The 21,018-nt window shown below is 66.2% G+C and carries 17 protein-coding genes and 1 pseudogene; 12 read left to right on the top strand and 6 right to left on the bottom strand.

Annotation, left to right across the window (positions count from 1 at the left end):
* Positions 1 to 123: 123 nt before the first annotated feature.
* Entirely contained in the window at positions 124 to 918 is a 795-nt protein-coding gene (locus ABZ824_RS16655) for a hypothetical protein (RefSeq protein ID WP_356963942.1), read from the bottom strand.
* Between the two features lie 537 nt (positions 919 to 1,455).
* Here ABZ824_RS16655 and ABZ824_RS16650 point away from each other — a divergent pair.
* Positions 1,456 to 2,322 (top strand): hypothetical protein, encoded by an 867-nt coding sequence (locus ABZ824_RS16650; RefSeq protein ID WP_356963941.1) that lies wholly within the window; start codon positions 1,456 to 1,458, stop codon positions 2,320 to 2,322.
* An 84-nt stretch (positions 2,323 to 2,406) separates the two neighbouring features.
* Positions 2,407 to 3,033: a TetR/AcrR family transcriptional regulator gene (locus ABZ824_RS16645; protein WP_356963940.1), complete on the top strand. Its 627-nt coding sequence runs from the start codon at positions 2,407 to 2,409 to the stop codon at positions 3,031 to 3,033.
* Positions 3,034 to 3,282: 249 nt separating this feature from the next.
* On the opposite strand, the gene ABZ824_RS16640 is transcribed toward ABZ824_RS16645, so the two are convergent.
* Positions 3,283 to 4,020, bottom strand: coding sequence for a helix-turn-helix domain-containing protein (locus ABZ824_RS16640; RefSeq protein ID WP_356963939.1), 738 nt, complete (start codon positions 4,018 to 4,020; stop codon positions 3,283 to 3,285).
* 420 nt (positions 4,021 to 4,440) lie between these two features.
* Here ABZ824_RS16640 and ABZ824_RS16635 point away from each other — a divergent pair, with 420 nt between their 5' ends.
* From ABZ824_RS16635 to ABZ824_RS16605, 7 genes are all read left to right on the top strand, one after another.
* A complete protein-coding gene (locus ABZ824_RS16635; protein WP_356963938.1) occupies positions 4,441 to 5,331 on the top strand; it encodes an NAD(P)-dependent oxidoreductase in 891 nt (296 codons plus the stop codon).
* Positions 5,328 to 5,732 (top strand): nuclear transport factor 2 family protein, encoded by a 405-nt coding sequence (locus ABZ824_RS16630; protein ID WP_356963937.1) that lies wholly within the window; start codon positions 5,328 to 5,330, stop codon positions 5,730 to 5,732. The genes ABZ824_RS16635 and ABZ824_RS16630 overlap by 4 nt, the downstream gene beginning before the upstream one ends.
* Positions 5,729 to 6,805, top strand: coding sequence for a maleylacetate reductase (locus ABZ824_RS16625; protein WP_356963936.1), 1,077 nt, complete (start codon positions 5,729 to 5,731; stop codon positions 6,803 to 6,805). Before ABZ824_RS16630 ends, ABZ824_RS16625 begins: the two co-directional genes overlap by 4 nt.
* The gene (locus ABZ824_RS16620) at positions 6,802 to 7,686 is read left to right on the top strand and encodes an intradiol ring-cleavage dioxygenase (RefSeq protein ID WP_356963935.1); all 885 of its coding nucleotides are present in this window, start codon (positions 6,802 to 6,804) and stop codon (positions 7,684 to 7,686) included. The genes ABZ824_RS16625 and ABZ824_RS16620 overlap by 4 nt, the downstream gene beginning before the upstream one ends.
* Before the next feature lie 226 nt (positions 7,687 to 7,912).
* On the top strand, positions 7,913 to 9,151 hold the full coding sequence (locus ABZ824_RS16615; RefSeq protein ID WP_356963934.1) for an MFS transporter: 1,239 nt from the start codon (positions 7,913 to 7,915) through the stop codon (positions 9,149 to 9,151).
* Between the two features lie 69 nt (positions 9,152 to 9,220).
* Complete coding sequence (locus tag ABZ824_RS16610; RefSeq protein ID WP_356963933.1) at positions 9,221 to 10,285, top strand: alcohol dehydrogenase catalytic domain-containing protein; 1,065 nt, start codon at positions 9,221 to 9,223, stop codon at positions 10,283 to 10,285.
* Positions 10,282 to 10,968, top strand: a complete 687-nt coding sequence (locus ABZ824_RS16605; RefSeq protein WP_356963932.1) for a hypothetical protein — start codon at positions 10,282 to 10,284, stop codon at positions 10,966 to 10,968. Before ABZ824_RS16610 ends, ABZ824_RS16605 begins: the two co-directional genes overlap by 4 nt.
* Positions 10,969 to 11,369: 401 nt before the next feature.
* Here ABZ824_RS16605 and ABZ824_RS16600 read toward each other — a convergent pair whose 3' ends face one another.
* The 3 genes from ABZ824_RS16600 to ABZ824_RS16590 all read right to left on the bottom strand — a co-directional run bounded on the left by ABZ824_RS16600 (position 11,370) and on the right by ABZ824_RS16590 (position 15,153).
* Positions 11,370 to 11,882, bottom strand: a complete 513-nt coding sequence (locus tag ABZ824_RS16600; RefSeq protein WP_356963931.1) for a helix-turn-helix domain-containing protein — start codon at positions 11,880 to 11,882, stop codon at positions 11,370 to 11,372.
* Positions 11,879 to 14,173: a molybdopterin-dependent oxidoreductase gene (locus tag ABZ824_RS16595; RefSeq protein ID WP_356963930.1), complete on the bottom strand. Its 2,295-nt coding sequence runs from the start codon at positions 14,171 to 14,173 to the stop codon at positions 11,879 to 11,881. The genes ABZ824_RS16600 and ABZ824_RS16595 overlap by 4 nt, the downstream gene beginning before the upstream one ends.
* A 641-nt stretch (positions 14,174 to 14,814) precedes the next feature.
* The gene (locus ABZ824_RS16590) at positions 14,815 to 15,153 is read right to left on the bottom strand and encodes a hypothetical protein (protein ID WP_356963929.1); all 339 of its coding nucleotides are present in this window, start codon (positions 15,151 to 15,153) and stop codon (positions 14,815 to 14,817) included.
* 157 nt (positions 15,154 to 15,310) lie between these two features.
* On the opposite strand from ABZ824_RS16590, the pseudogene ABZ824_RS16585 reads away from it, so the two are divergent.
* Positions 15,311 to 15,700: pseudogene (locus ABZ824_RS16585) on the top strand (extradiol ring-cleavage dioxygenase); the annotation flags it as partial.
* Positions 15,697 to 17,454, top strand: coding sequence for a bifunctional 3-(3-hydroxy-phenyl)propionate/3-hydroxycinnamic acid hydroxylase (locus ABZ824_RS16580; RefSeq protein ID WP_356963928.1), 1,758 nt, complete (start codon positions 15,697 to 15,699; stop codon positions 17,452 to 17,454). The pseudogene ABZ824_RS16585 and the gene ABZ824_RS16580, both read left to right, overlap by 4 nt.
* Before the next feature lie 486 nt (positions 17,455 to 17,940).
* On the opposite strand, the gene ABZ824_RS16575 is transcribed toward ABZ824_RS16580, so the two are convergent.
* Entirely contained in the window at positions 17,941 to 19,776 is a 1,836-nt protein-coding gene (locus tag ABZ824_RS16575) for an acyl-CoA dehydrogenase (RefSeq protein ID WP_356963927.1), read from the bottom strand.
* A 249-nt stretch (positions 19,777 to 20,025) separates the two neighbouring features.
* Here ABZ824_RS16575 and ABZ824_RS16570 point away from each other — a divergent pair, with 249 nt between their 5' ends.
* A complete protein-coding gene (locus ABZ824_RS16570; protein WP_356963926.1) occupies positions 20,026 to 20,847 on the top strand; it encodes a crotonase/enoyl-CoA hydratase family protein in 822 nt (273 codons plus the stop codon).
* Positions 20,848 to 21,018: the final 171 nt, after the last annotated feature.

Raw genomic sequence — 21,018 nt, 5'->3', positions numbered from 1 at the left:
GAGTGGGTTTCGCTGCAGTCCGATGCCGGGCACTCGAGGCGAAAACGGTGGTGGCGAGGGCGAGTGGGTCCGCGCGCCGAGGCGTCGGGGCCTGTACGGCGGGGGTGATGGTTTCGGGCAGGGTCATCGTGTCGACCCGGCGAAGGGTGCTGACGCGATCATCCAGTTGCTGAACTCGCAGGCCAGGTGCCACTGGTGCTGGTGGATGTTCCTGCCGGGCACCGATGCGGGGAACTGCACGGTCAGCAGCGCGTCGAGCGTGCCGTCGTCGTCGCGGAACTGGTGGCGGACGCCACCGATGGCCAGCCCGTCGTCGAGAATGGCGGTGCCGGCGATCTGAACGGGATAGGCCGGGTCGACCCGGACGGTGACATGCTCGGTGCGCTCGTAGTCGACCAGGAATCGTGACGCGGCGGGGGAGCCGCCGGTGGTCTCGACGACCTCCTGGCGGCCGTCGGGGAGCCCGCGCAGCAGGTAGTGGTCCGGACAGGCGGCGTTCATCTCGGTCTCGTCGTTGATGACGATCAGGTTGTGGAACCATTCGGCGAACCGCGTAGCGGACAATCCCGGCGCGCGCAGGCGGGTGACCGCGTATTTGACTCTGCCCCTGCTCGTCGCGACCCCGGCGCGGGTCAGCCGTTCGGAGACCACCAGCTCCCGCTTGAGCATGGCGTAGATCCCGGCGTGCCCCAGCTGGGTCTTGAGCGAGAGCAGCGCCGATCGCCGCAGAGCCAGTGGCGCGCCACGCAATTGGTCGATGGTGTGATCGGGCAGGATTTCGGCGGCCCCGAGTGGGCCCAGGCGTCTGGCGAACTTGGTGAGTACGGCGTCGGCCCGCCGCGATTCCCACGCGAGAACCTGCTCACGCGTGACTTCGCGCTGTCCGATGGTCGCGCGGATGTCGATCGGGTCGACCATATGCAAGTCCTGCCTCTCTGTGCCGGCTACGCCCATGGGCGAGCCGACCTCCTCGATACTAAAGCAATGAGAACTTGCATTAAGAATGCAACGTGATCAAACCCTTGGCAACCCCTGCCGCCCAGGGCGTGGCGATCCGCATGTGTGCCTACTCGCTCACAACGACGGGCGGAGGCTGCCCTCGGCGGCCCCGTTGTGTCATGTTGCCGGTTCGGCCGACACTGCCTGGTCCGACTCGGCTGTCATGTAGTCGGGCCATGGCGCGTACGACGAAGGTTTGGCAGGCGTGAGCACTTCGATAACTTGCGGCCCTGGTGGTCGACGAAGTGGGATACGTCGATCGGCCAGCCGATGTGGTAAGGCCAGATTTTCCGGCGTTAATCATGCGCAAACCATTGACACGGTGATGCGAGTAACCGATGCTGAGTTAACGCAGAGAAAACTTGCGTTAACAGCCTGGGCTCGCCGGCCTGCTGGCGACCGTGAAAAAGCCAAGTGCCCGAGAGGAATTGGTCAATGCCGACCAGGAGAAGTTTCATGATCCACGCAGCCGGGACAACGGCCGCCGCCGGCCTGGCCGCGGTGTGTCTGGGCGCCGGGACGACCTTCGCGTCACCGATGGGGCAGTCGGCAGGTGCTGGGCTGCGCACCTTCATCGACGGGGCCATGGTAGATCCGGCCAAGGTCGTCGAGTGGGAACGCCGACGTCTGGCGGTTGCCGCGGCGCGGATGCGCAAGGACTACACCGGCATGCTGGTCGGCGAGCTGGATTCACTGCTGGCCCGCTTGGAAGTCGCTGTCGACGACATCCCTGCCGCGCGTGCGGCCCTGGCGCGGGCCCGAGTGTTGATCGGCCCGGACGGGTTGCGGGAGCTGCTCGCCGGTGAACTCGTCGCTTCCGAGGCCGCTGCCCGGACCGGGATAGCTGCCTCGGGTGGGCGTTGGCAGTATTCGATCACCGAGGTCGCCAGTGACCGGGGGACTGCCGAGGGCTTCGTGGAGTGGCTCGACCGAGCGCGCGTGAACAACGACCGTGCGGTGTGGACCGATGCGTGTCCGGATCACTACATCATCGCGACTTTGCCGGACGGCCGGCAGGAAGTCATCGAAGTGACCGGCGGCGCGATGTTGGCCAGCCAGTTCTTCATCGATTACACCGACACCGCCAGGGTGATGGTGCCCTCGGATCCGGCTTTCCCGCTCGCCGTCTCCGGTGTGGCTTCCCTGGCTGACGGCTTCGTTATCGGCGGGGTGCGCCACCAGTTCCGCAACGAGCCCGGCGGCGGGTTCCGCTGCCAGCTCAAGGTCGCCTTCCCCGCGGCGCTGCCGGAGCTCTACATCGCCGAACATCGCTGGCATCTGGCGTGCGAATTCGGTAACTGGATCGCTGCTTATCTGGGCTGACTCCTGCGGACCCCCTTCAGGCGGGGCGGTGGGGCGGCGTGGTGTATTCGGCGCGCGCGAGGTCCGTCGAGTAAAACTTGGACCATGGACCAGCGTGGAGGCATAGCGGGGGAGCGGACACGGGCGGCCCCGGGTCCGCGCAAGCGGACCGGGGGCCGTTCGGCGCGTGTGCGCGAGGCGGTGCTGACCGCGACCCTCGAACAGGTCACCGAGTTCGGCATCGAGGGCCTGAGTATCGGCGACGTCGCTGCTCGCGCCGGTGTCGCGGAAACAACGATCTACCGTCGTTGGGGTACCCGCACGGCGTTGGTGTCCGAAGCCGTCACCCAACTGGCGGCAGCCGGGAACCCGCCCCCGGACACCGGCGCCTTGCGTACCGATCTGCAGGTGCTCGCCGAGCAGATTTCACACTTGATCGCTCGGCCCGGAATCGTACGGCTGATCGGAACCGTCATCGCACTGTCGGCCGATCCCGAGGTCGACGCCGCGCGCCGCCGGTTCTGGATCGACCGCTTCGAACAGAGTTCGCAGGTCATCAGCAGAGCGCTCGAGCGTGGCGAACTTCGCGATGGGACCGACCCGCGAGAAGTGCTCGAAACCTTGGCTGCGCCGATATATTTTCGAATGCTGGTGGGTGAGAAGCCCGTCGATGACGCCTTCATCATCCGCTGTATCGAGGACGTTTTGACCTTGCACGGCAAACCGGCCTGAGTACCTCAGGTGTGGCCAGGGCGCGAGATTGCAGCATGCTGACCTGCGTCCCGGTGGGGCCAAGTACACCGGATATGTCGAGCTACGTGACGCGCAGTGCGACGATGAAGTCGCCACCGCAATCCTGACCACCTGCTGCACGAGCTGTCGCGCCGTCAGTCGCTGCGGGCTCGGGACGATGCGCATCGGCGGCAAGCAAACCTCGCGGCGGTCTTCGAACGTCTCTGATCGGTCTGGGCCCGGCCGCAGCTAGTCGTGGCGGCGAGGCCTGCTGGTGTGCGGTCGTGTCGATGCGGCGGCGAGCAGCCCCAGCGCGTCGACCGCGTTCGTGACCCGTGCCGGCAGATCGGTGCCGGTTTCCCCGAGCTGGGCGGCGACCCATTCCCGGGAGGGTCCGGGTTCGTTGCGCCCCGCGATGAACCACACCCCGCGCGCGGGCTCGCCGGACTGGTTGACGTACATGTGTGGACGGGTGGAGTCGAAGCATAGCGAGTCACCGGCGGTGATCGTGTACTTGTCGAAATCCAGCAGCAGGGTCAGCTGCCCGGAGAACAGATACGCGTACTCAGTGCCCGAGTGGCGCATGGGCATTCTGTCCACCGAACTCGCCGCGCCGGGCTCGTAGGTGACCAGCAGGGCGTCCACGCCCGCGTCCGGGTCGACGGCCAGTTTCTCCCAGCGCACACCGTTGGCCATCTCGATCACCGGATTGTCGGCACCGCGCTGAACCACCCCCGTTCCCGACGGTGCGGCGGACTCGCCGGCCGGTGCTGCGGTACGGCCGTGCGGGATGCCCAGCAACTCGTCGAGGGAGACCTCAAGGTGGTTGACCAGAGCATAGAGGGTGCTCACCGATGGCTGGGACTTGCTGTTCTCGATCTGGGAGAGTTGGCTGGCCGAGATGCCCGCCGCGGCCGCCACCCCGCGCAGGCTCGACCCGCGATCCAGGCGTGCCTGCTTCAGCGCCGGCCCGATCCTGTCCTGCATCCGCACACCCCTCTTCTTCTCGATCCAAAACGTCAACTCACAGTGAACGCCGCCGTTTCACTGCAGATGAACTCTACCGGCAGGTTCGGTGAACGGCGAGATCGCGCCCGGAAGCGGCCGTGTTCCTTACTCACGCGAGTACTCATGCGCGTCGGGATGCCGGCCGGAAGCATCGGCCGATGTGGCGCAATATTTCAGTGTCGTGAAATAGATGTCGCGCTCAGGTTGACAATGTCCGACGTTTGTTCAATGCTACTGAACATACCCTCGTGGCGGTGTTCGCCCCGCTTCCCGTCATCGACGACGAAGGAGACCCGTGTCCTCCCCGCTAGCGCAACCTCGGTCGAGTCGCCCGTCACGGCTGTCCGCGACCGCTGTCCGGCTCGACATACCGAACGCGTCATCGGAGCGGAGAGGATCATGCTGATCGGATTCGCCGGTCTGGGCCGGATGGGCCGTCCGATGGTCGAGCACTTGGCCGCCGCCGGGCATACTGTTCTCGCCTACGACCCGATAGTCGCGCAGTCGCCCCAATCGGTGACGCTCGTCGATACCCCCGCCGCGCTGGCCGCCACCGAAATGTCGATCAGCATGCTCCCCGATGGCGCGGCAACCCGCGCCTTGATCGTTGACGGGCTGCCCGCCGTCGCGCCCGGCCACCTGCACATCGTGATGGGAACCGTCGGTCCGGTTGTCGTGCGCGAGCTGGCCGCGCAGTCGTGGGTGGAGGTGATCGACGCGCCGGTGTCGGGCAGTGTGTCGATGGCCGAGATCGCATCGATTACCACGATGGTCGGGGCGACGACTGCCCAGTTCGAGCGGGCGCGGCCGGTGCTCGCCGCGATGACCGCCGCCCAGTTCCACGCCGGACCGGTCGGATCGGGGTCCACGGCCAAGCTCGCGGTCAACGCGGTGCTCGCCGAGCTGAGTCAGGCTGTCGCGGAAGGGATTCTGCTCGCCGAAGCAGGTCAGCTGGATCCCGCCACGTTCTACGACATCCTTGCCAGCAGCGCGGCAGGTGCACCGTATGTCGGTTACAAGCAGCAGGCCTATCTGGCGCCGGAAACGACCCCGGTCGCCGCGCCGGTGTCCCTGATCCGCAAGGACCTCGGCCTGGCGTTGGAACTGGCCCAGCGCCAGCAGCTGAATCTGCCGGGCGCTCGAGCCGCCCTGGCCGTGCTCGACGACGCTATCGCCGCCGGGCTGGCACAGGCTGACATGGCGCAGGTCCTCACCGCGCTGCGCCGAAGCAACCAGCCGATGTCGCGCGAAACCGGTTCCACCCCCCAGCAGACAGGAGCACTCTCATGACCGGTGACACTGTCGCCGCCGCCGAGGTCGAATCGACCATCCGCTCACTCGAGGACGCCCGCTACGCCGCGGTGTTGGCCGGTGACGCCGATGCCTTCGCCGCCCTCGCCCACCCCGAACTCGTCTACGCCCACTCCAACGCCGAAGTCGACACCCTCGACAGCTATCTGGACAAGCTCCGTTCCGGCCACTACGTCTACCACCGCATCGAGCACCCGGTGCATCGGATCGTCATCGTGGGCGACACCGTGGTCGTCTCCGGAGAGATGCACGCCGACATCACCGCAGGCGGGGTGCGCAAACAGCTGGCCAACCGGGCACAAGCCATCTGGGTGTGCAAGGACGACCGGTGGCTGCTGCTGGCCTACGGGCCCACCGTCATCCCCGGGGAGAACCGATGAACCCCTTCACCTACGACAGCCTGCCCGGCCGCGTCGTTTTCGGCGCAGGCGCCGCCCGCAGCGAGCTACTCGGCGAACTGGACCTGCTGGGCGCCCAGCGCATTCTGCTCATCGCCACCGACAGCGAACGCCGGATCGCGACCCAGCTGTGCGCGCCGTTCGCCGACCGGGTAGCGGCGACATTCTCCGGAGTCCGCCCGCACGTGCCAGTGGAGGTCGCCGAACTGGCCCGCAAGGCGGCCACCGCAGCCGAGGCCGATGTGGTGCTGTCGGTAGGTGGCGGATCCACCACGGGCACGGCCAAAGCTGTAGCGCTGACCTCCGGGTTGCCGGTACTCGCGGTGCCGACGACCTACGCCGGCTCCGAAGTCACCCCGGTATGGGGCATGACCGAACAGGGACGCAAAACCACCGGAACCGATCGGCGGGTCCTGCCGAAAACCGTGGTCTACGACCCCGAGCTGACTACCTCTCTGCCGATGGAGCTCACGGTGGCCAGCGGCCTCAACGCGGTAGCCCACTGCGTGGAAGCATTCTGGGCGCCGCGACGCAGCCCGGTCGCGAGCGCGATCGCCGAAGACGGCATCCGCCACCTTGTGAGTGGGTTGACCACCATCACCGCAGACCCCGCCGATCCGGGCAGCCGCGGAGAACTGCTTTTGGGCGCCTATCTCGCCGGGTCGGCCTTCGCTGTGGCCGGTTCGGGCCTGCACCACAAGATCTGTCACGTTCTCGGCGGTGCCTTCGACCTGCCCCATGCCCAGACGCACGCGATCGTGCTTCCTTATGTGCTGGCCTACAACGCCCCCAACGCCGGTGACGCCACCGATCGCATCAGCCGTGCCCTGGGCCGAACCGACATCGTCGAAGGTTTGCGCGAACTCGGCGTGAGGCTCGGTGTCCCCGCGGGTCTGCGGGAACTCGGCATGACCGAGTCCGACATCGACACCGTGATCGAGGACATCGCTGCGATCGCACCCGCCGACAATCCGACCCCGGCCACCGAGGAGGGCCTGCGCGCGATCTTGCACAGCGCCTGGGCCGGAGCCGATCCGGCGGGACCGGCGATATGAGCGGCGTCCACGTCCGCACGACCGACCGTGAGGACGCTGTCACCGCCGAGGTCCTGGCCAGCTTCGATGCCACCCCAGATCCCCGGCTGCGCACGGTGATGCACAGCCTCGTCCGGCACCTGCACGCCTTCGCCCGCGAAATCCAGCTCACCGAGTCCGAATGGGAAACCGCGATCGAATTCCTCACCCGCGCAGGACATATCACCGACAGCAAGCGTCAAGAATTCATCCTGCTCTCCGATGTGCTCGGGCTGTCCATGCTGACCGTCGCCATCAACGAGGCCGCCGCCCTCGGCGCCACCGAATCCACGGTCTTCGGTCCGTTCTTCGTCGACGACGCCCCCGAGATACCCATTGGCGGCGACATCGCCCGCGGCGCGTCGGGCATGCCCTGCCATGTATCCGGCCAGGTCCGCTCGGTGACGGGCGAACCGATCGCCGGCGCGCGCATCGAGGTGTGGGAGGCCGATGAAGACGGCTTCTACGATGTGCAGTATCCCGACGGACGCTCGGCCGGCCGTGGCTGGCTGAGCTCCGGCATCGACGGCGAGTACCGGTTCTGGTCGGTACTGCCTGCCCCCTATCCGATCCCGCACGACGGCCCGGTCGGCGATCTGCTGACCGCGACCGCCCGGGGGCCGATGCGCCCCGCCCATCTGCACTTCATGGTCACCGCCCCGAATTTCCGGCCCCTGATCACCCACATCTTCCTCGCCGACGACCCCTACCTGGACTGCGACGCGGTCTTCGGCGTCAAAGACAGCCTCATCGTCGAGGCGACCCACCACACCGACACTCCCGCACCCGAGGGTTCAGGTCCGCAGGAAGGCTGGGCGGAGATCACTTTCGACCTGGTACTCGCACCGAGCGACGATCGCTAGCGCTCTCGCCAGTCGAAACCCTTACCCGGGGATCCATCCCGGGATATACGCGACCGGGCCCGTCGAGGTCCGGATCGAACGGAACCACCCCAGTTCTCGACCAATCGTGTTGTGACAAGCAGCGGCTCTGGTTCCACACCCTGCGAGGCGACGCTCGTTGCCTCGTGATTCGAAGATCGACGCTGCCCCGGGCACGACCCCAGCAGCTCACACTGGAGGTACAACGATGCGACGTACTCGTTGGATCGTGCTCGGCGGGTGTTTCCTCGCCTACCTGTTCGACGCCCTGGAGATCGTCCTGCTCTCCATGGCACTGCCCACCATCCGCAAGGACATGGGCCTGACGATCACCCAAGGCGGCCTGCTGGCCACCGCCACCCTGGTCGGCATCGGTGTCAGCAGCGTGCTGGGCGGTTACGTCGCCGACAACTTCGGGCGCAAGAAGGCGCTGCTCGCCTCCCTGCTCACCTTCGGTGTGTTCACCGCGGCTATCGCGGTCGTGCCCAGCTTCGAGGTGTTCCTGCTGCTGCGGTTCCTGGCCGGTGTCGGTCTCGGCGCGGTATGGAGCGTGGTGTCCGCGTATGTGGTCGAGACCTGGCCGGAGAAGAGCCGAGGCCGGGCCGCGGCGTTCGTGATCAGCGCTTTCCCCGCTGGTGGCGCGATGGCCGCCACCATCTCCGGCTGGTTCCTCCCGGACTGGCGGCTGATGTTCTCGGTCGCGGGCGCCGCGGTGATCATGCCGGTCGCTATCGTGCTGGTCTTCTTCAAGGAATCCGGCAGTTGGGAGGCGCAGAAAGCCGGTAACGCCGGTGATGTCGTCTCTGTCCGTGATGTCCTGGGTTCCTCGCTGCGCCGACGCACGCTACTCGGCACGCTCATGGCCGCCCTGGCCTTGTTCGGCTACTGGGGCGCGATGACCTGGCTGCCTACCTATCTCACCGCCGAGCGCGGTCTGCCCTCGACGTCGGTCGCGGTCTTCGTCACCATGCTGAATCTGGGAATGTTTGCCGGCTACAACGGTTTCGGCTTGCTGGCCGACCACATCGGCCGCCACCGCACAATCGTCATCACCCTGCTCGGCGTCTCGGTTACCCTGCCGATCTACGCGCTCACCACCCACCAGACCGCCCTGTTGTGGCTGGGACCGCTGTTCGGCGCCTTTACCGCCTTCTTCGGCCTGTTCGGCTCCTATCTCGGCGAACTCTTCCCCACCAGGGCACGCGCCACCGGCGCCGGGTTCTGCTTCAACGTCGGACGCGGGATCTCGGCGCTGGCACCGTTCATCCTGGCTGGACTGGCCAGCAGCATCGGTTTCCAGGGCGGACTCATCGTGTGCGCCGGCTTCTTCGCACTCGCTGCGGTCGTAGCGTTGCTGTTGCCGCGCACCGGCATCGCGACGGTCACCGATGAGGTTGCCGTCCGGCCGATCACCGATCCTCGCGACGACGCGCCCGCCAAGATCTGACAGTGGTGGTCCGGGCCGCCCGGCCCGGACCACTTTCAACAATCACCATATCGACGAGGAGAATTCGCCGTGTCATCGACGATGCGAGCCGCCGTCTACCACGGCCCCCGCGACATCCGTCTCGAGGATGTCGACATTCCTGTCCCCGCAGAGGGAGAGGCGCTCGTACGGGTCCTGAGATCGGGTATCTGCGGAACCGACGCCTCCGAATGGATCGCCGGCCCGAAAGTCTTCCCCGTGCGACACCGTCACCCGCACAGCGGACACCTCGGCCCTATCATTCCCGGCCACGAATTCGTCGGCGAGATCGTCGAGGCCGATCCCCGATCCGAATTCCCCTCCGGCACCCTCGTCGCCAGCGGCGCCGGTATCTGGTGCGGTGACTGCCGGCGCTGCGCCGAAGGCCGCACCAACAAATGCGTGCGGTACCGGACCCTCGGACTCAACCTCCACGGTGGGATGGCCGAATACGTCGCGGTGCCGTCGAAGACATTGCGCGCGCTGCCCGTCGGCCTCGCCCTCGACCATGCCGCTCTAGCCCAGCCACTGGCCGTCGGCATCCACGCGGCCCGACGCGCCGGTGCCAACGCGGGCGACCGCATCGTGGTCATCGGCGCGGGCGCGATCGGCTCGTTCGTCCTGGCCGGGCTTCGCCACCTCGGCGACTACGACATCACCGTCGTCGATATCGCCGGTTCTCGCCTGGCCCGTGCCGAGCGCCTGGGCGCCGATCTCACCCTGATCGCCTCTTCCTCGCTCGGCGAGGAGCTCGCCGAGGCTTTCGACGGTGACAAGCCCGATGTGGTGATCGAGGCCAGCGGTGCGCCGGGGCAGCTGGCACTCGCGCTCGAACTGGTCACCGACGGCGGACGGGTCGAGGCCGTCGGCATACCGAAGCAGAGGCCGGAGGTCGATCTGCATTCTATGATCTTCCGCGAGATCACCCTCGACTCCACACTGGCCCACGTCTGTGACACCGACCTGCCCGCCGCCCTGCAGATGCTGTCGCAAAACCCGGTGCTGGGTGAAGAATTCGCCGAGACTCCGGTGAGCCTGGCACAGCTCGGCGCGGCGCTGGACCGGCTCGCCGGTGGCCACGTGGAAGGAAAAGCCATCATCGATCCCGGCGCGTGACCGACGCGACCGGCGGCAACGATACGGTCGACGACACCGGCTTTCAAACCGATTTCGTCGTCTTCTACTGCCCGCCATCGAAACCGGCGATGCGGCCGGAGAACCGCGACAGGTCGCGTAAACCCGCACGCGCCTTTACCGACCCGTTGCCACTTTTTCATACGACTTTTCTGGATAGGGATGGACTCATGGCTCTCGATCCTGAGGCCCGTCTGTGGGCTGCCCGACGCATAATCGCCGCGGCGCTCGGCGACGACAGACCCGACGGTGAACTGATCAAGGACTACGGCATTGGCATCGCCGACGGCGCAGCCGACACCGTGTGGATCCTCGGCGAGTTGGACGACTCCCTGCCGTCGCACTTCTCCGGGCATCTGGGAAACATCGCGCACCGGCTGGCGGATGCCTTGGACCGGCTCGAGATCACCCGCGTCAGCAGCCGCCGGCACCGGAGGTGCGTCTCCTGCGACAAGCTGGTCAGCATCGCAACCCACAGCGACTCGGGTTTGTACCGATCTGTGCAGATCCGCTGCGGCGCAGTTTGTATCGGCTGCATGGTCGTCAACAACTCACCACTGGATCTGCCGCGCGATCGAACCGAAGCCGACCGCCGCGGCGTTACCGACGTCCAGGTCGTCTCACTGACACGCGGCGAAGAATGGTTCGACCGCCAGCGCGGTTGAGCGTTGGTGCGCGGCACTGTGCGGATGCGGTCCGGAGGGCGTCGAGATGCTCGATGATCAACGGGCGATCAGCCACCGGCGTCGCGGCCGGGTCACCGACGAGGCTGCGACCCCGTTGCGTCGGGTGTGTCGCCGGACCGGTGGTTGTCACGAGGTCGCCGCGTTCTTCGAAAATGCCACACCGACGCGCGCCTGTGACCGTCATGGCCTGCTCAGCCGAGTGCATCACCGAAGTATCGAACTCGGTGTGCGTGCTTCGTCGCCTGGACGCAGTGGTGGAACGACCAACGCAGGCGTCTACGCCACTCGACGAGGCTGACGCGGCAAGTTCGCTGAACTGCGCGGTTCGGCGGTCGCTAGGCTGCGATCCACCGACGGCTCAAGCCCGATGGAGGATCGGGTCAAGGCTGTGCCGGGTTGTCGTCGAATCGTCCGGTCGCCAGTGCGGTCTCCCTCAATCGTTCGGGGAAACCCGGCCCGAGTCGAGCGCTGACATCGCCGTGCCGCAAGGGTTCACGGCAGTGCGCACACACCGTCTCGGCGTAGGTGTCGTGCCCGCAGCTGGTGTGGTGCAACGTGACCGGGGGGCCTTCGCTGGGTGCGCGCCAGCGATCGCCCCAGCGCATCATCGCGGCGATGACGGGGAAGAAGTCACGGCCCTGCTCGGTGAGCCGGTATTCGTACCGCACCGGTCGTTGCTGGTAGGGCACTCGCTCCAGCAGCGACTCGTCCACCAGCCGGGTCAGCCGTTGACTGAGGACGTTGCGGCTCAGGCCCAGGGTGCGTTCGAATTCCTCGAAACGCGTCGCACCGTAGTAGGCCTCCCGCAGAACGAGGGGCGTCCACCAATCCCCGATGAGGTCCACGGTGCGGGCGACGGTGCACGGCCAGTTGGCGAAGGTGGTGCGCTTCATGCCTCGACCGTATCCAGGGTTGTCGTGGCGTCGGTCGCCGAGTCGTTCGGCAAGAGCTCCAGCCGGGCCTCCACGTATTTGTGCCACGGTGTTCCGACCCATTCGTCGCGGGAGTCGAATCGGGTCAGCTCATTGGGCGCTACCCCGATACTGATCGGCTCGGCGTCGGCCTCCGCGACATCGAGTCCGAATCCGTTGGGCAGCGCCAGGTGCCCGGCTCGCATCCGGGCGGTGGGCTCGACCGCCACCTCCGCGCTGCCGCGACGAGTCGTGACGCGGACCCGATCGCCGGCGACCAATCCGAGTCGCTGCGCGTCGATGGCGCTGATCCGGAGCACGCCGGCACCGTCGCGCTTGCGCCAGTCGTAGTCGCGCATGATTGTGTTGGCGGTGAAAGCCCGGCGTTCCCCGGCGGACAACACGAACGGCCAGTCGTCGGAATCGGAGGACATATCCGGCAGTCCCGCCACCACTTCCAGCAGCTCCGGTATATCCAGCTGAACCTTCTTGCCGCGGAGGCGGTTCCAGGTCTCTTCGTAGCTGTCCTCGGTGGTGACGATGCCGTGTTCACCGGACAGGATGGCCTCGAACAGTCGCTCGCCTGCGGGCAAACCCGTCCCGTACCCCGCCTGTTCGACGCTGGCGGGGAATTTGCGGACGCAGTTGTGCGCAGCCACCCACAACAGTGCGGCGGCGGACGCGTCGTTGGGCAGGGTCGGGCCCAGCGTGCGGTAGAGCAGAACCGGAGCCAGTTTGGCCTTGGCCGGATCGGCCGACACGGTGAGCATCGCGAGTGCGTACGCGTCTCTGCCCTGTGCCAAGGCAGCGCGCAGCGGTGCGTAATCCTGTTCGCCGAGGGCGCCCGCCGCCTCGACCAAGCGGGCGTGGATCTCCGGTTCCGGCAGCACGCCCTCAGGCGCAGGCAGTACCGGCCTGCGCAGGTGGAAGATATTGCGGGGGAAGTCGAAGTTGAAGAACGTCGCTTCGTACTTCTCGAATTGGGTGGGAGCGGGCAGCACATAGTCGGCCAGCCGCGCGGTTTCGGTCATCGCCACGTCGACCACCACGACCAGTTCCAGCGCTGCGAGCGCCTCGCGCATCCGCGCCGAATCGGCCAGCGAGTGCACCGGATTGCTGCTCTCGATGAACATCGCGCGGTAGCGTGCCGGGTGATCGGTGAGGATTTCCTCGCTGATCACGTTGCACGGCACCAAGCCGCTGATGATGGGTGCGCCAACCACCGGGCTCGTCGGCCACTGGCCGGCCGGATGTCCGCGGTCGTGACCGAGCGCGGTCAGCCCGGTGAACGCGTACTGCGTTCCAGGTTTGGCGAGGTTGCCGGTCAACAGCCAGAGCAGCTTCTCGACGTAGCTCACCACCGTGGAATAGCGGTTCATCTGGACGCCGAGGTCCTCGAGGGCCGCCACCGACTCCGCGCGGGCCAGCCTCCGGGTGGCGGCGGTGACCAGTTCGAGGTCGACATCGGCTATGGCGCAATACTTCTCGATCGGCACCGCGCGCAGCACGGACAGCACCTCGTCGAGCCCTTCGGCGTGCTCGGCCAGCCAGCCGGTGTCGATCAGGTTGTCGCGCACCAGCAGGGCGGCCATCGCCATCAGCAGGTACACGTCGGTGCCGGGCCGCAACTGCAGATGGAATTCGGCCATCTCGGCGGTTTCGGTCCGCACCGGGTCCAGGACGATGATCGCCCGGTTCGGGTCGCGGGCGATCTCCTTGAGCACCGATCTCGCGCGTGGGAAGCCGTGCGATTGGTAGGGGTTCTTGCCGATGAACAGCGCTACTTCGGCGTGCTCGACATCGGAACGCAGCGGATGGCCGAACATCCGCGCCGACACCCAGAAATCGCCGGTCTTCTCCTGGGCCAAGGCGCTGGAGCGATATCGCATGCCGTAGGCGGCCATGGTCGCCGGAGCGTACGCGCCGCCCAAGTGGTTGCCCTGACCGCCACCACCGTAGTAGAAGATCGATTCGCCGCCGTAGCGGCGGCCGATCTCCCGCAGTCCGGCCGAGATCTCCGAGATCGCAGTGTCCCAATCGATTTCGTCGAAACCGCCGTCCGGACGGCGGCGCAGCGGGGCGGTCAGTCGGCCCGTGCGCCCATTCTGATAGTGGTCCAGCCGCAGCGCCTTGTTGCACGTGTAACCCGCCGAAGCGGGATGCTGCTTGTCCCCGCGAATCTTCTCGAACGTCCGGCCATCAGGTCCGACCAGTACCTGAATGCCGCAGTTGCACTCGCACAGGATGCAGGCCGTAGGCCGCCACTCCGTCATCTCGCCATACTAAGGGAGTGAGTTCACTAGCGCTACTGACACCGGCGGGGCGTCGTGCGAATCGGCGCTGGTAGCGGTGTTGTCGCAGGCAAAGGGGATTGACATCGCGGTGCACCGACTCGCCACAGCGCGGCAGTAGAGCACAGCGGTCTGCTCGAGGTGATGCTCTTCGGCCAGAGGTGAGCGGTCGGGACCGCGAGCAGACCGCCGCCCACTTCACCCAGGCGCAGGCGGAAGGCCATCCAGCACCGACCTCGGTCGTCGGGTCGCCGCACTCGGCGGCGGTGTAGCGCGGCCAGATGCCGTGCCAGATCTGCGGACCTCGAAGGTTGCAAGCGCTTGGTCTCCGGGCTCGGAGATTGATGCGTTGGTTGAGCACGTGCTTGTCAGTGGCGTGGACCCTCGAGATCTCGGGCCATTGGGGTGCTTGCTCGCAGTGTGGCGATGATCTGCTGGATACGTGCTCAGGTATCCGGCCGGGGACGACGATGAGGAAGGCGGCGGCGTGCCCGTCCGGCCGACCTCGATCTAGCGCGCGTGCCGTGGAGTGCGACCCCGGACACATTCGGGCTCGTCAGCTTGCGGCCAGTGGTGTCTTGGAGCATTCTTAATGCAAGTTCTAATTGCTTTAAATGTTGGTCCTAGCCTGCCGGTCGGCTCAGCTCGTAGCTCCAGTCGATCAGCGCCCGCAGCGTCCGCTGCCGCGGCACCACGGCACGTGTGCCGATCGTGAGCAGGGAGAACCGGTCGTCGAGTCGCTCCAAATGCCCCTGCAGCGTCAGCGACCGCAGCCGGGACGCGGCCAGCTCGATGGCCAGCGGGATCCCGTCCAGCCGGTAGCACACCCGCGCTACCACGTCCGCATCACCTTCGGTCACCGTGAGTTCTGGGCGCACCGCTCGGGCGCGTTCCAGCAGCAGCGTCGGCGCTTCGTAAGCGGTCAGCCCCGTCGGGGTGAGCGCGGTGTCCGAGGCGGGCACACAGCGCAGCGGACGCTTCCACCAGGTGTTCGCAGTTGTCCAGCACGAGCAACGCGTGCAGGTCGGCGAGGTGACCGACGAGCAGTTCCTCGGCGCTGCGGTTCGATAGATTGACAATGCCCAGGCTGGTCACGACCACACGCGCCATATTCGCGGCGTGAAGATCGATCCGATTCGTACCGCGGTGCAGCACATCAACATTCAATCCGCGACGCTGGACGACATGCTCGCCGCTTTCGAGCGAGTCACCGCGCTCGGGTTCCGGATGCAATGGTCGGTCGGCCAGCACACCAACGACCGGGAGTTGTCCTTCTACTGCGTGACCCCCTCCGGTTTCGAGCTGGAGGTCGGCTGGAACCCGATCGTGGTCGGCCCGGAACTCGAATCCACCTGGGAACCGACCACCTATCAGGGCGTCAGCATCTGGGGTCACACCCCGGTCGGCGAGACCGTCCTGGACAAATTCGCCCAATTCCGGCACGCACTGCAGTCGATCAGAACTCCGGAGATCACCGTTCCCGAGCTCGCGGAAGGATTCTCACGATGAGCACTACCGACTACGACGTCGTGATCGTCGGTCTGGGGCCGACCGGCCTGACCCTGGCGAATCTGCTGGGCCGGCGCGGCATCAGCGTGCTGGTGCTCGAACGCGAACCGGAATACTACGGCCTGGCCCGAGCGGTCTACACCGACGACGAATGTATGCGGATCTTCCAGACCGCCGGTGCCGCAGACGAACTCGCCGCGGACATGAACACCGACTCGGCCGTCCAGTGGGTGCGCCGCGACGGACGTGTGCTGGTGCAGTTCAAACAGGTCGAACGCCCGCTGAGCTGGCCGGTGGTCAATTTCCTGTACCAGCCCTATCTGGAGAACAGTCTCGAACGCGCCCTCAGCGAATATCCGCATGTGACGGTGCGCCGGGGCCGTGAGGTTCTCGATTTCGACCAGGACGCCGACGGCGTCGGCGTCGAGCACGTCGGGTGCGCGGGCACCGGTTACGGTCGGCGGGAATCGGAGATCGATCCGGGCACCGTCGAGCGCGTGCGGGCCAAGTTCCTGGCCGGCTGCGACGGCGGACGTAGCGTCGTGCGCACGAAGCTCGGCATCGACATGACCGGCACCAGCTTCCCGGAACGGTGGCTGGTGGTAGACCTGAAGGCAAAGGACGGAGTGGACGCCTTCCGGCATCTGCCGTACTTCGACTTCGTGTGCGACCCCGATCTGCCGATCGTGTCGTGTCCCCAGCCGGACGGGCATCACCGGTTCGAGTTCATGCTCACCGACTCGCAGACGAAAGAGGAGATGGAGGACCCGGAAACGGTCCGCAGGCACATCGCCCGTTTCGTGGACCCGGACGAGGTCGAGGTGCTGCGCAAGCTCGTCTACACGTTCAACGCCGTGGTCGCCGATCGCTGGCGCGTCGGGCGCATCCTGCTCGCCGGCGATGCCGCGCACATGACACCGCAGTTCGTCGGGCAGGGGATGGGCTCAGGCGTGCGGGATGCGGACAACCTGGCCTGGAAGCTCACCGCGATCCTGAAACACGGTGCCGGTCACGCCATTCTGAAAAGCTACGAAACCGAACGCCGCCCGCACGCCAAGGCGATGATCGACTTCTCGGTATTCAACAAATCGCTCGTGTCGGTCGACAACAAACTCGTCGCCGCGGCACGCGACATCGTGATGACGGCCTCGTTGCGCACTCCCGGCCTCGGTGGCTGGATCCGGGCCGCCAAGATGAAACCACGTCCGCGGTTTCGCCGGAACGCGTACCTCGGCCTGCCCCGCCATTGGTTCGGGTTGCGCGGCGTGGAGGGCACGTTGTCCCCGCAACCGGAGGTCCGCACCTACGACGGCCGCCACCAGCGTCTCGACGATGTACTCGGACTGGGATTCTCGGTGCTCGGTTACGGCGTCGACCCTCGTGTGGTGCTCGGCGCCGACGATGCGGCGGCGTTGCAGGCGCTGGGAACACGATTCGTGACCGTCTATCCCTTCGGCGGGCGGCCCCAGGGCGCACCGGGCGACGGGCGCACGACGGGTGACGACCATACCGACGTCGAAGACCACACCGGGGCGTTGATCCGATGGTTCGCCAAGGCCGGCGTCGGTTCCGGAGGAATCGTCCTGCTGCGCCCGGACCAGTTCGTCTTCGGCGCCGCCGCGCCCGGTGGTGCCGGCTCGTTGATCGCCGAGTTGCGGCGCCAGCTCGGGGTAAGCATCCACGAATCCGGCGTGGTTGCGGCTCAACCTGGACCGGCTTCATCCCGCGATCGGAACTTGGAGCAGGCTCGATGACATCCACCGAGTATCAGTCCGGTGCGGTGCTCGCCGTCGCCGAGCGGTGGTGGACCGTGGCGGACACCGGAATTCCGGTTCGAGCGGTGTAACGGTCGGCCCACTTCTTGGCCGTGCGTCGACAGACCCACCGGGGTCCACCGCTGCGCTCTGCCGTCATGCGAAGGTGGGGCGGACAACCCGCTCGGCCGTCGCGGTTGTTCCCTCCGGTTCCGCCCTACGAAGCGTAACTGTCGACATGTGCGTTGTGATTTCGTGTCGGACAACGGATCGCACTGCTCGACGGGGCCTGTCGACGGCGCCCACAGGAGTGGACGAGTGGCCGCGCCCTGCCCGATCACGGTTCTGTTCGATGCGACCGGCGTCATGCTTCTGCGCGCTGGAGGGCTGTCCTGGTGGTGAGGCGTGCGGACGGGTTCGCCCCGATCCGCACGCCCCGGTCCAGAGTTTTCCGGTTGGGTCCAGGAGGCGGCGGCGTGGAATGTTCTAAAAGGCTGCCTCGTCGAGAGTCATCAGACTCGGATCGAGGTCGGAGATCACTGTCCGGTCTGAGCTGAGACGCGGCAGCACCGTCCGAGCGAAATACGATGCGGCGGCAACCTTGCCTTCGTAGAAGGCCCGGTCCTGTTCGTCCGGTGCGGATTCGAGCGCGGCCAGTGCTGTTTCAGCGCCGACGAGCAGGCGCCACCCGATTAGGAGGTCGCCGAATGCCAACAGGAAACGCACCGAGACCAGGCCGATCTTGTACAGATCGGTTGGCTCGTCCTGGGCGGTGAGCAGATGCTGGGTCAACCTCCCGACCATGTCCTGGACATCATCGAGGGCCTGGCCGAGCAGAATCTTCTCGGCCTTCAGACGGCCGAAATCGGCTTCGGATTCTGCTGTTTCCCTGACTCTTTCCGCGAGATGTGCCAGCGCCATGCCGCGGTCACGGGCAATCTTACGAAAGAAAAAGTCCTGCGCTTGGATGGCGGTGGTTCCCTCGTAGAGCGAGTCGATCTTCGCGTCGCGGATGTACTGCTCGATGGGGTAGTCCTGCAGGAAGCCGGAGCCACCGAATGTCTGCAGTGATTCGGTGAGGCACTGGTAAGCGCGTTCGGAACCGACGCCCTTCACGACCGGCAGCAGCAGATCGTTGACCCGAGCGGCCAAGTGTCCGTCGATGCCTGAAACATGCTGTGCGACAACCGCGTCCTGATGTGCAGCAGTGTACAGGTAGACCGCTCGCAGGCCTTCGGCGTAGGCCTTCTGTAACATCAGTGAGCGCCGCACGTCAGGGTGATGGGTGATGGTGACCTTCGGTGCGGTCTTGTCGGCCATTCGGGTGAGGTCGGTGCCTTGGACTCGGGTCTTGGCATAGTCCAGAGCGTTCAGGTATCCGGTGGACAGGGTGGCGATAGCCTTGGTGCCCACCATCATTCGCGCTTCCTCGATGACGTGGAACATCTGCGCGATGCCGCTGTGCACCTCGCCGAGAAGGTAGCCAACGGCCGGTGTGCCGTGTCCGCCGAAGGTCAGCTCACAGGTGGCCGAGGCCTTCAGGCCCATTTTGTGCTCGAGGTTGGTGACATAGACGCCGTTACGTTCGCCGGGTTCGCCGGTTTCCGGGTCGAAATGGTACTTCGGCACCATGAACAGGCTCAAGCCCTTGGTCCCTGGGCCCGCTCCTACCGGCCGGGCGAGGACTTGGTGGATGATGTTCTCGAAGAGATCGTCGGAGTCGGCCGAGGTGATGAACCGCTTCACGCCCTCGATGTGCCAGCTCCCGTCCGGCTGCGGGGTCGCCTTGGTGCGGGCCGCGCCGACGTCGGAGCCGGCGTCGGGCTCCGTCAGAACCATGCTGGCGCCCCAATTGCGTTCGACGGCAAGCCTTGCCCACTGCTTTTGCTGCTCGGTACCGGTGCGTTGAACGATATTCGCCATACTCGTCCCGGCGAGGTACATCCAGGCTGCGGGCTGTGCTCCCAATACGAACTCGGTGATCGCCCACGCCAGCATCTGCGGTGCGGGAACGCCGCCGACCGCCTCCGATTTACCTACCCGCCACCAGTCGCCGTCGTACCAGGCGCGCACCGATTGTTTGAACGACTCCGGCAGCCGGACCGAGTGCGTCTCGGGATCGAAGACGGGCGGAGTGCGGTCGGTATCGGTGTAGGAGGCCGCTACCGGCCCCTCGGCCAGCCGTGCTGCTTCGGCAAGCATCGACCGTGCGGTTTCCGCGTCGAGATCGCCGAACGCCCCGGATTGCAGAATTTCATCCAGTCCCAGTACCTCGAACAGGTTGAACTCGAGGTCGCGCACATTGCTCTTGTAGTGGCCCACCGGCCGTCCGCCTTTCCCAACCAGCTCGCCGATCCTCGGCGAGTGACAAAACAGTCGTAACTGATAGTATCGTCATCATTGGTCTGGCGCCGGATTCGGCCCATGTGTCGACGGGCGGGATGTCCGGCTCGTGACGGCCGGATACTGCGCAGCCCGGGACTCTCGCTGCTGCCGGTGCATGCCCCGTGAACCTCTGATGATCAATTACTCATTTATGACGGTGTCATCAATTAGGCTACTGTACATGGCATGACTGACTGGACGGCCTTCGCGGTAGAGATCTCCGAGGGTGTCGCGCAGGTGACGCTGATCGGGCCCGGCAAAGGCAACGCGATGGGGCCGGACTTCTGGCGAGAACTGCCCGAGGTCTTCGGTGAACTGGACGCGGACCCGCAGGTACGTGCGATCGTGCTGACTGGTGCGGGCAAGAATTTTTCCTTCGGCCTAGATCTGACCGCAATGGGCGGGCTCTTGGACCCGGTGCTGGGCGATGACGTCAAGGCTGCGCCCCGGTCGACATTCCTCGGGGAGATCCGGCGGATGCAGGCCGCAGTCACCGCGGTGGCCAAGTGCGCCAAGCCCGTGGTGGCGGCCGTGTCGGGCTGGTGCGTCGGCGGCGCCCTGGACCTGATCGCCGCCGCCGATATCCGCCTGGCCAGCGCGGACGCCACATTCAGCTTGCGCGAGGCCAAGGTTGCCATTGTCGCCGACATGGGTTCATTGCAGCGGCTGCCCGGCATCATCGGTGAAGGTCACTTGCGCGAGTTGGCCTACACCGCAAAGGATATCGACGCGACGCGGGCCGAAAAGATCGGCCTCGTCAACGATGTCTACGACGACCGGCGAGCCGTGCTGACGGCTGCGCACTCGCTGGCTCGTGACATCGCGGCGAACCCGCCGCTGGTGGTCCAGGGGATCAAGGACGTGCTCGAGACGCGCACCGCTGCGTCCGTTGCGGAGGGGCTGCGGTATGTGTCCACTTGGAACGCCGCGTTTCTGCCCTCGTACGACCTGGCAGAAGGTATCGCGGCCGTACTTCAAAAGCGTGCGCCGAGATTCGAGGGACGGTAGCCCGGTTGCCCATCACTCCGCTCGGGCGAGCGGCTCAGCCGGGGAGGTCGCGGCGGCGGCGCTCCTTCTCGTCTCCGACGAATCGGCCTTGTCACGGGGTCGACATGTCGATCGATGGCGGATACGCCGCGGGCGCTGCCGACAGGTACCTGGCGCTGGCCAATGGGAGTC

Origin of the sequence: Nocardia sp. NPDC047038 (assembly GCF_040644075.1) — a bacterium.
Taxonomy (GTDB): domain Bacteria; phylum Actinomycetota; class Actinomycetes; order Mycobacteriales; family Mycobacteriaceae; genus Nocardia; species Nocardia sichangensis.
This window is presented reverse-complemented; position numbering and strand designations above follow the sequence as displayed.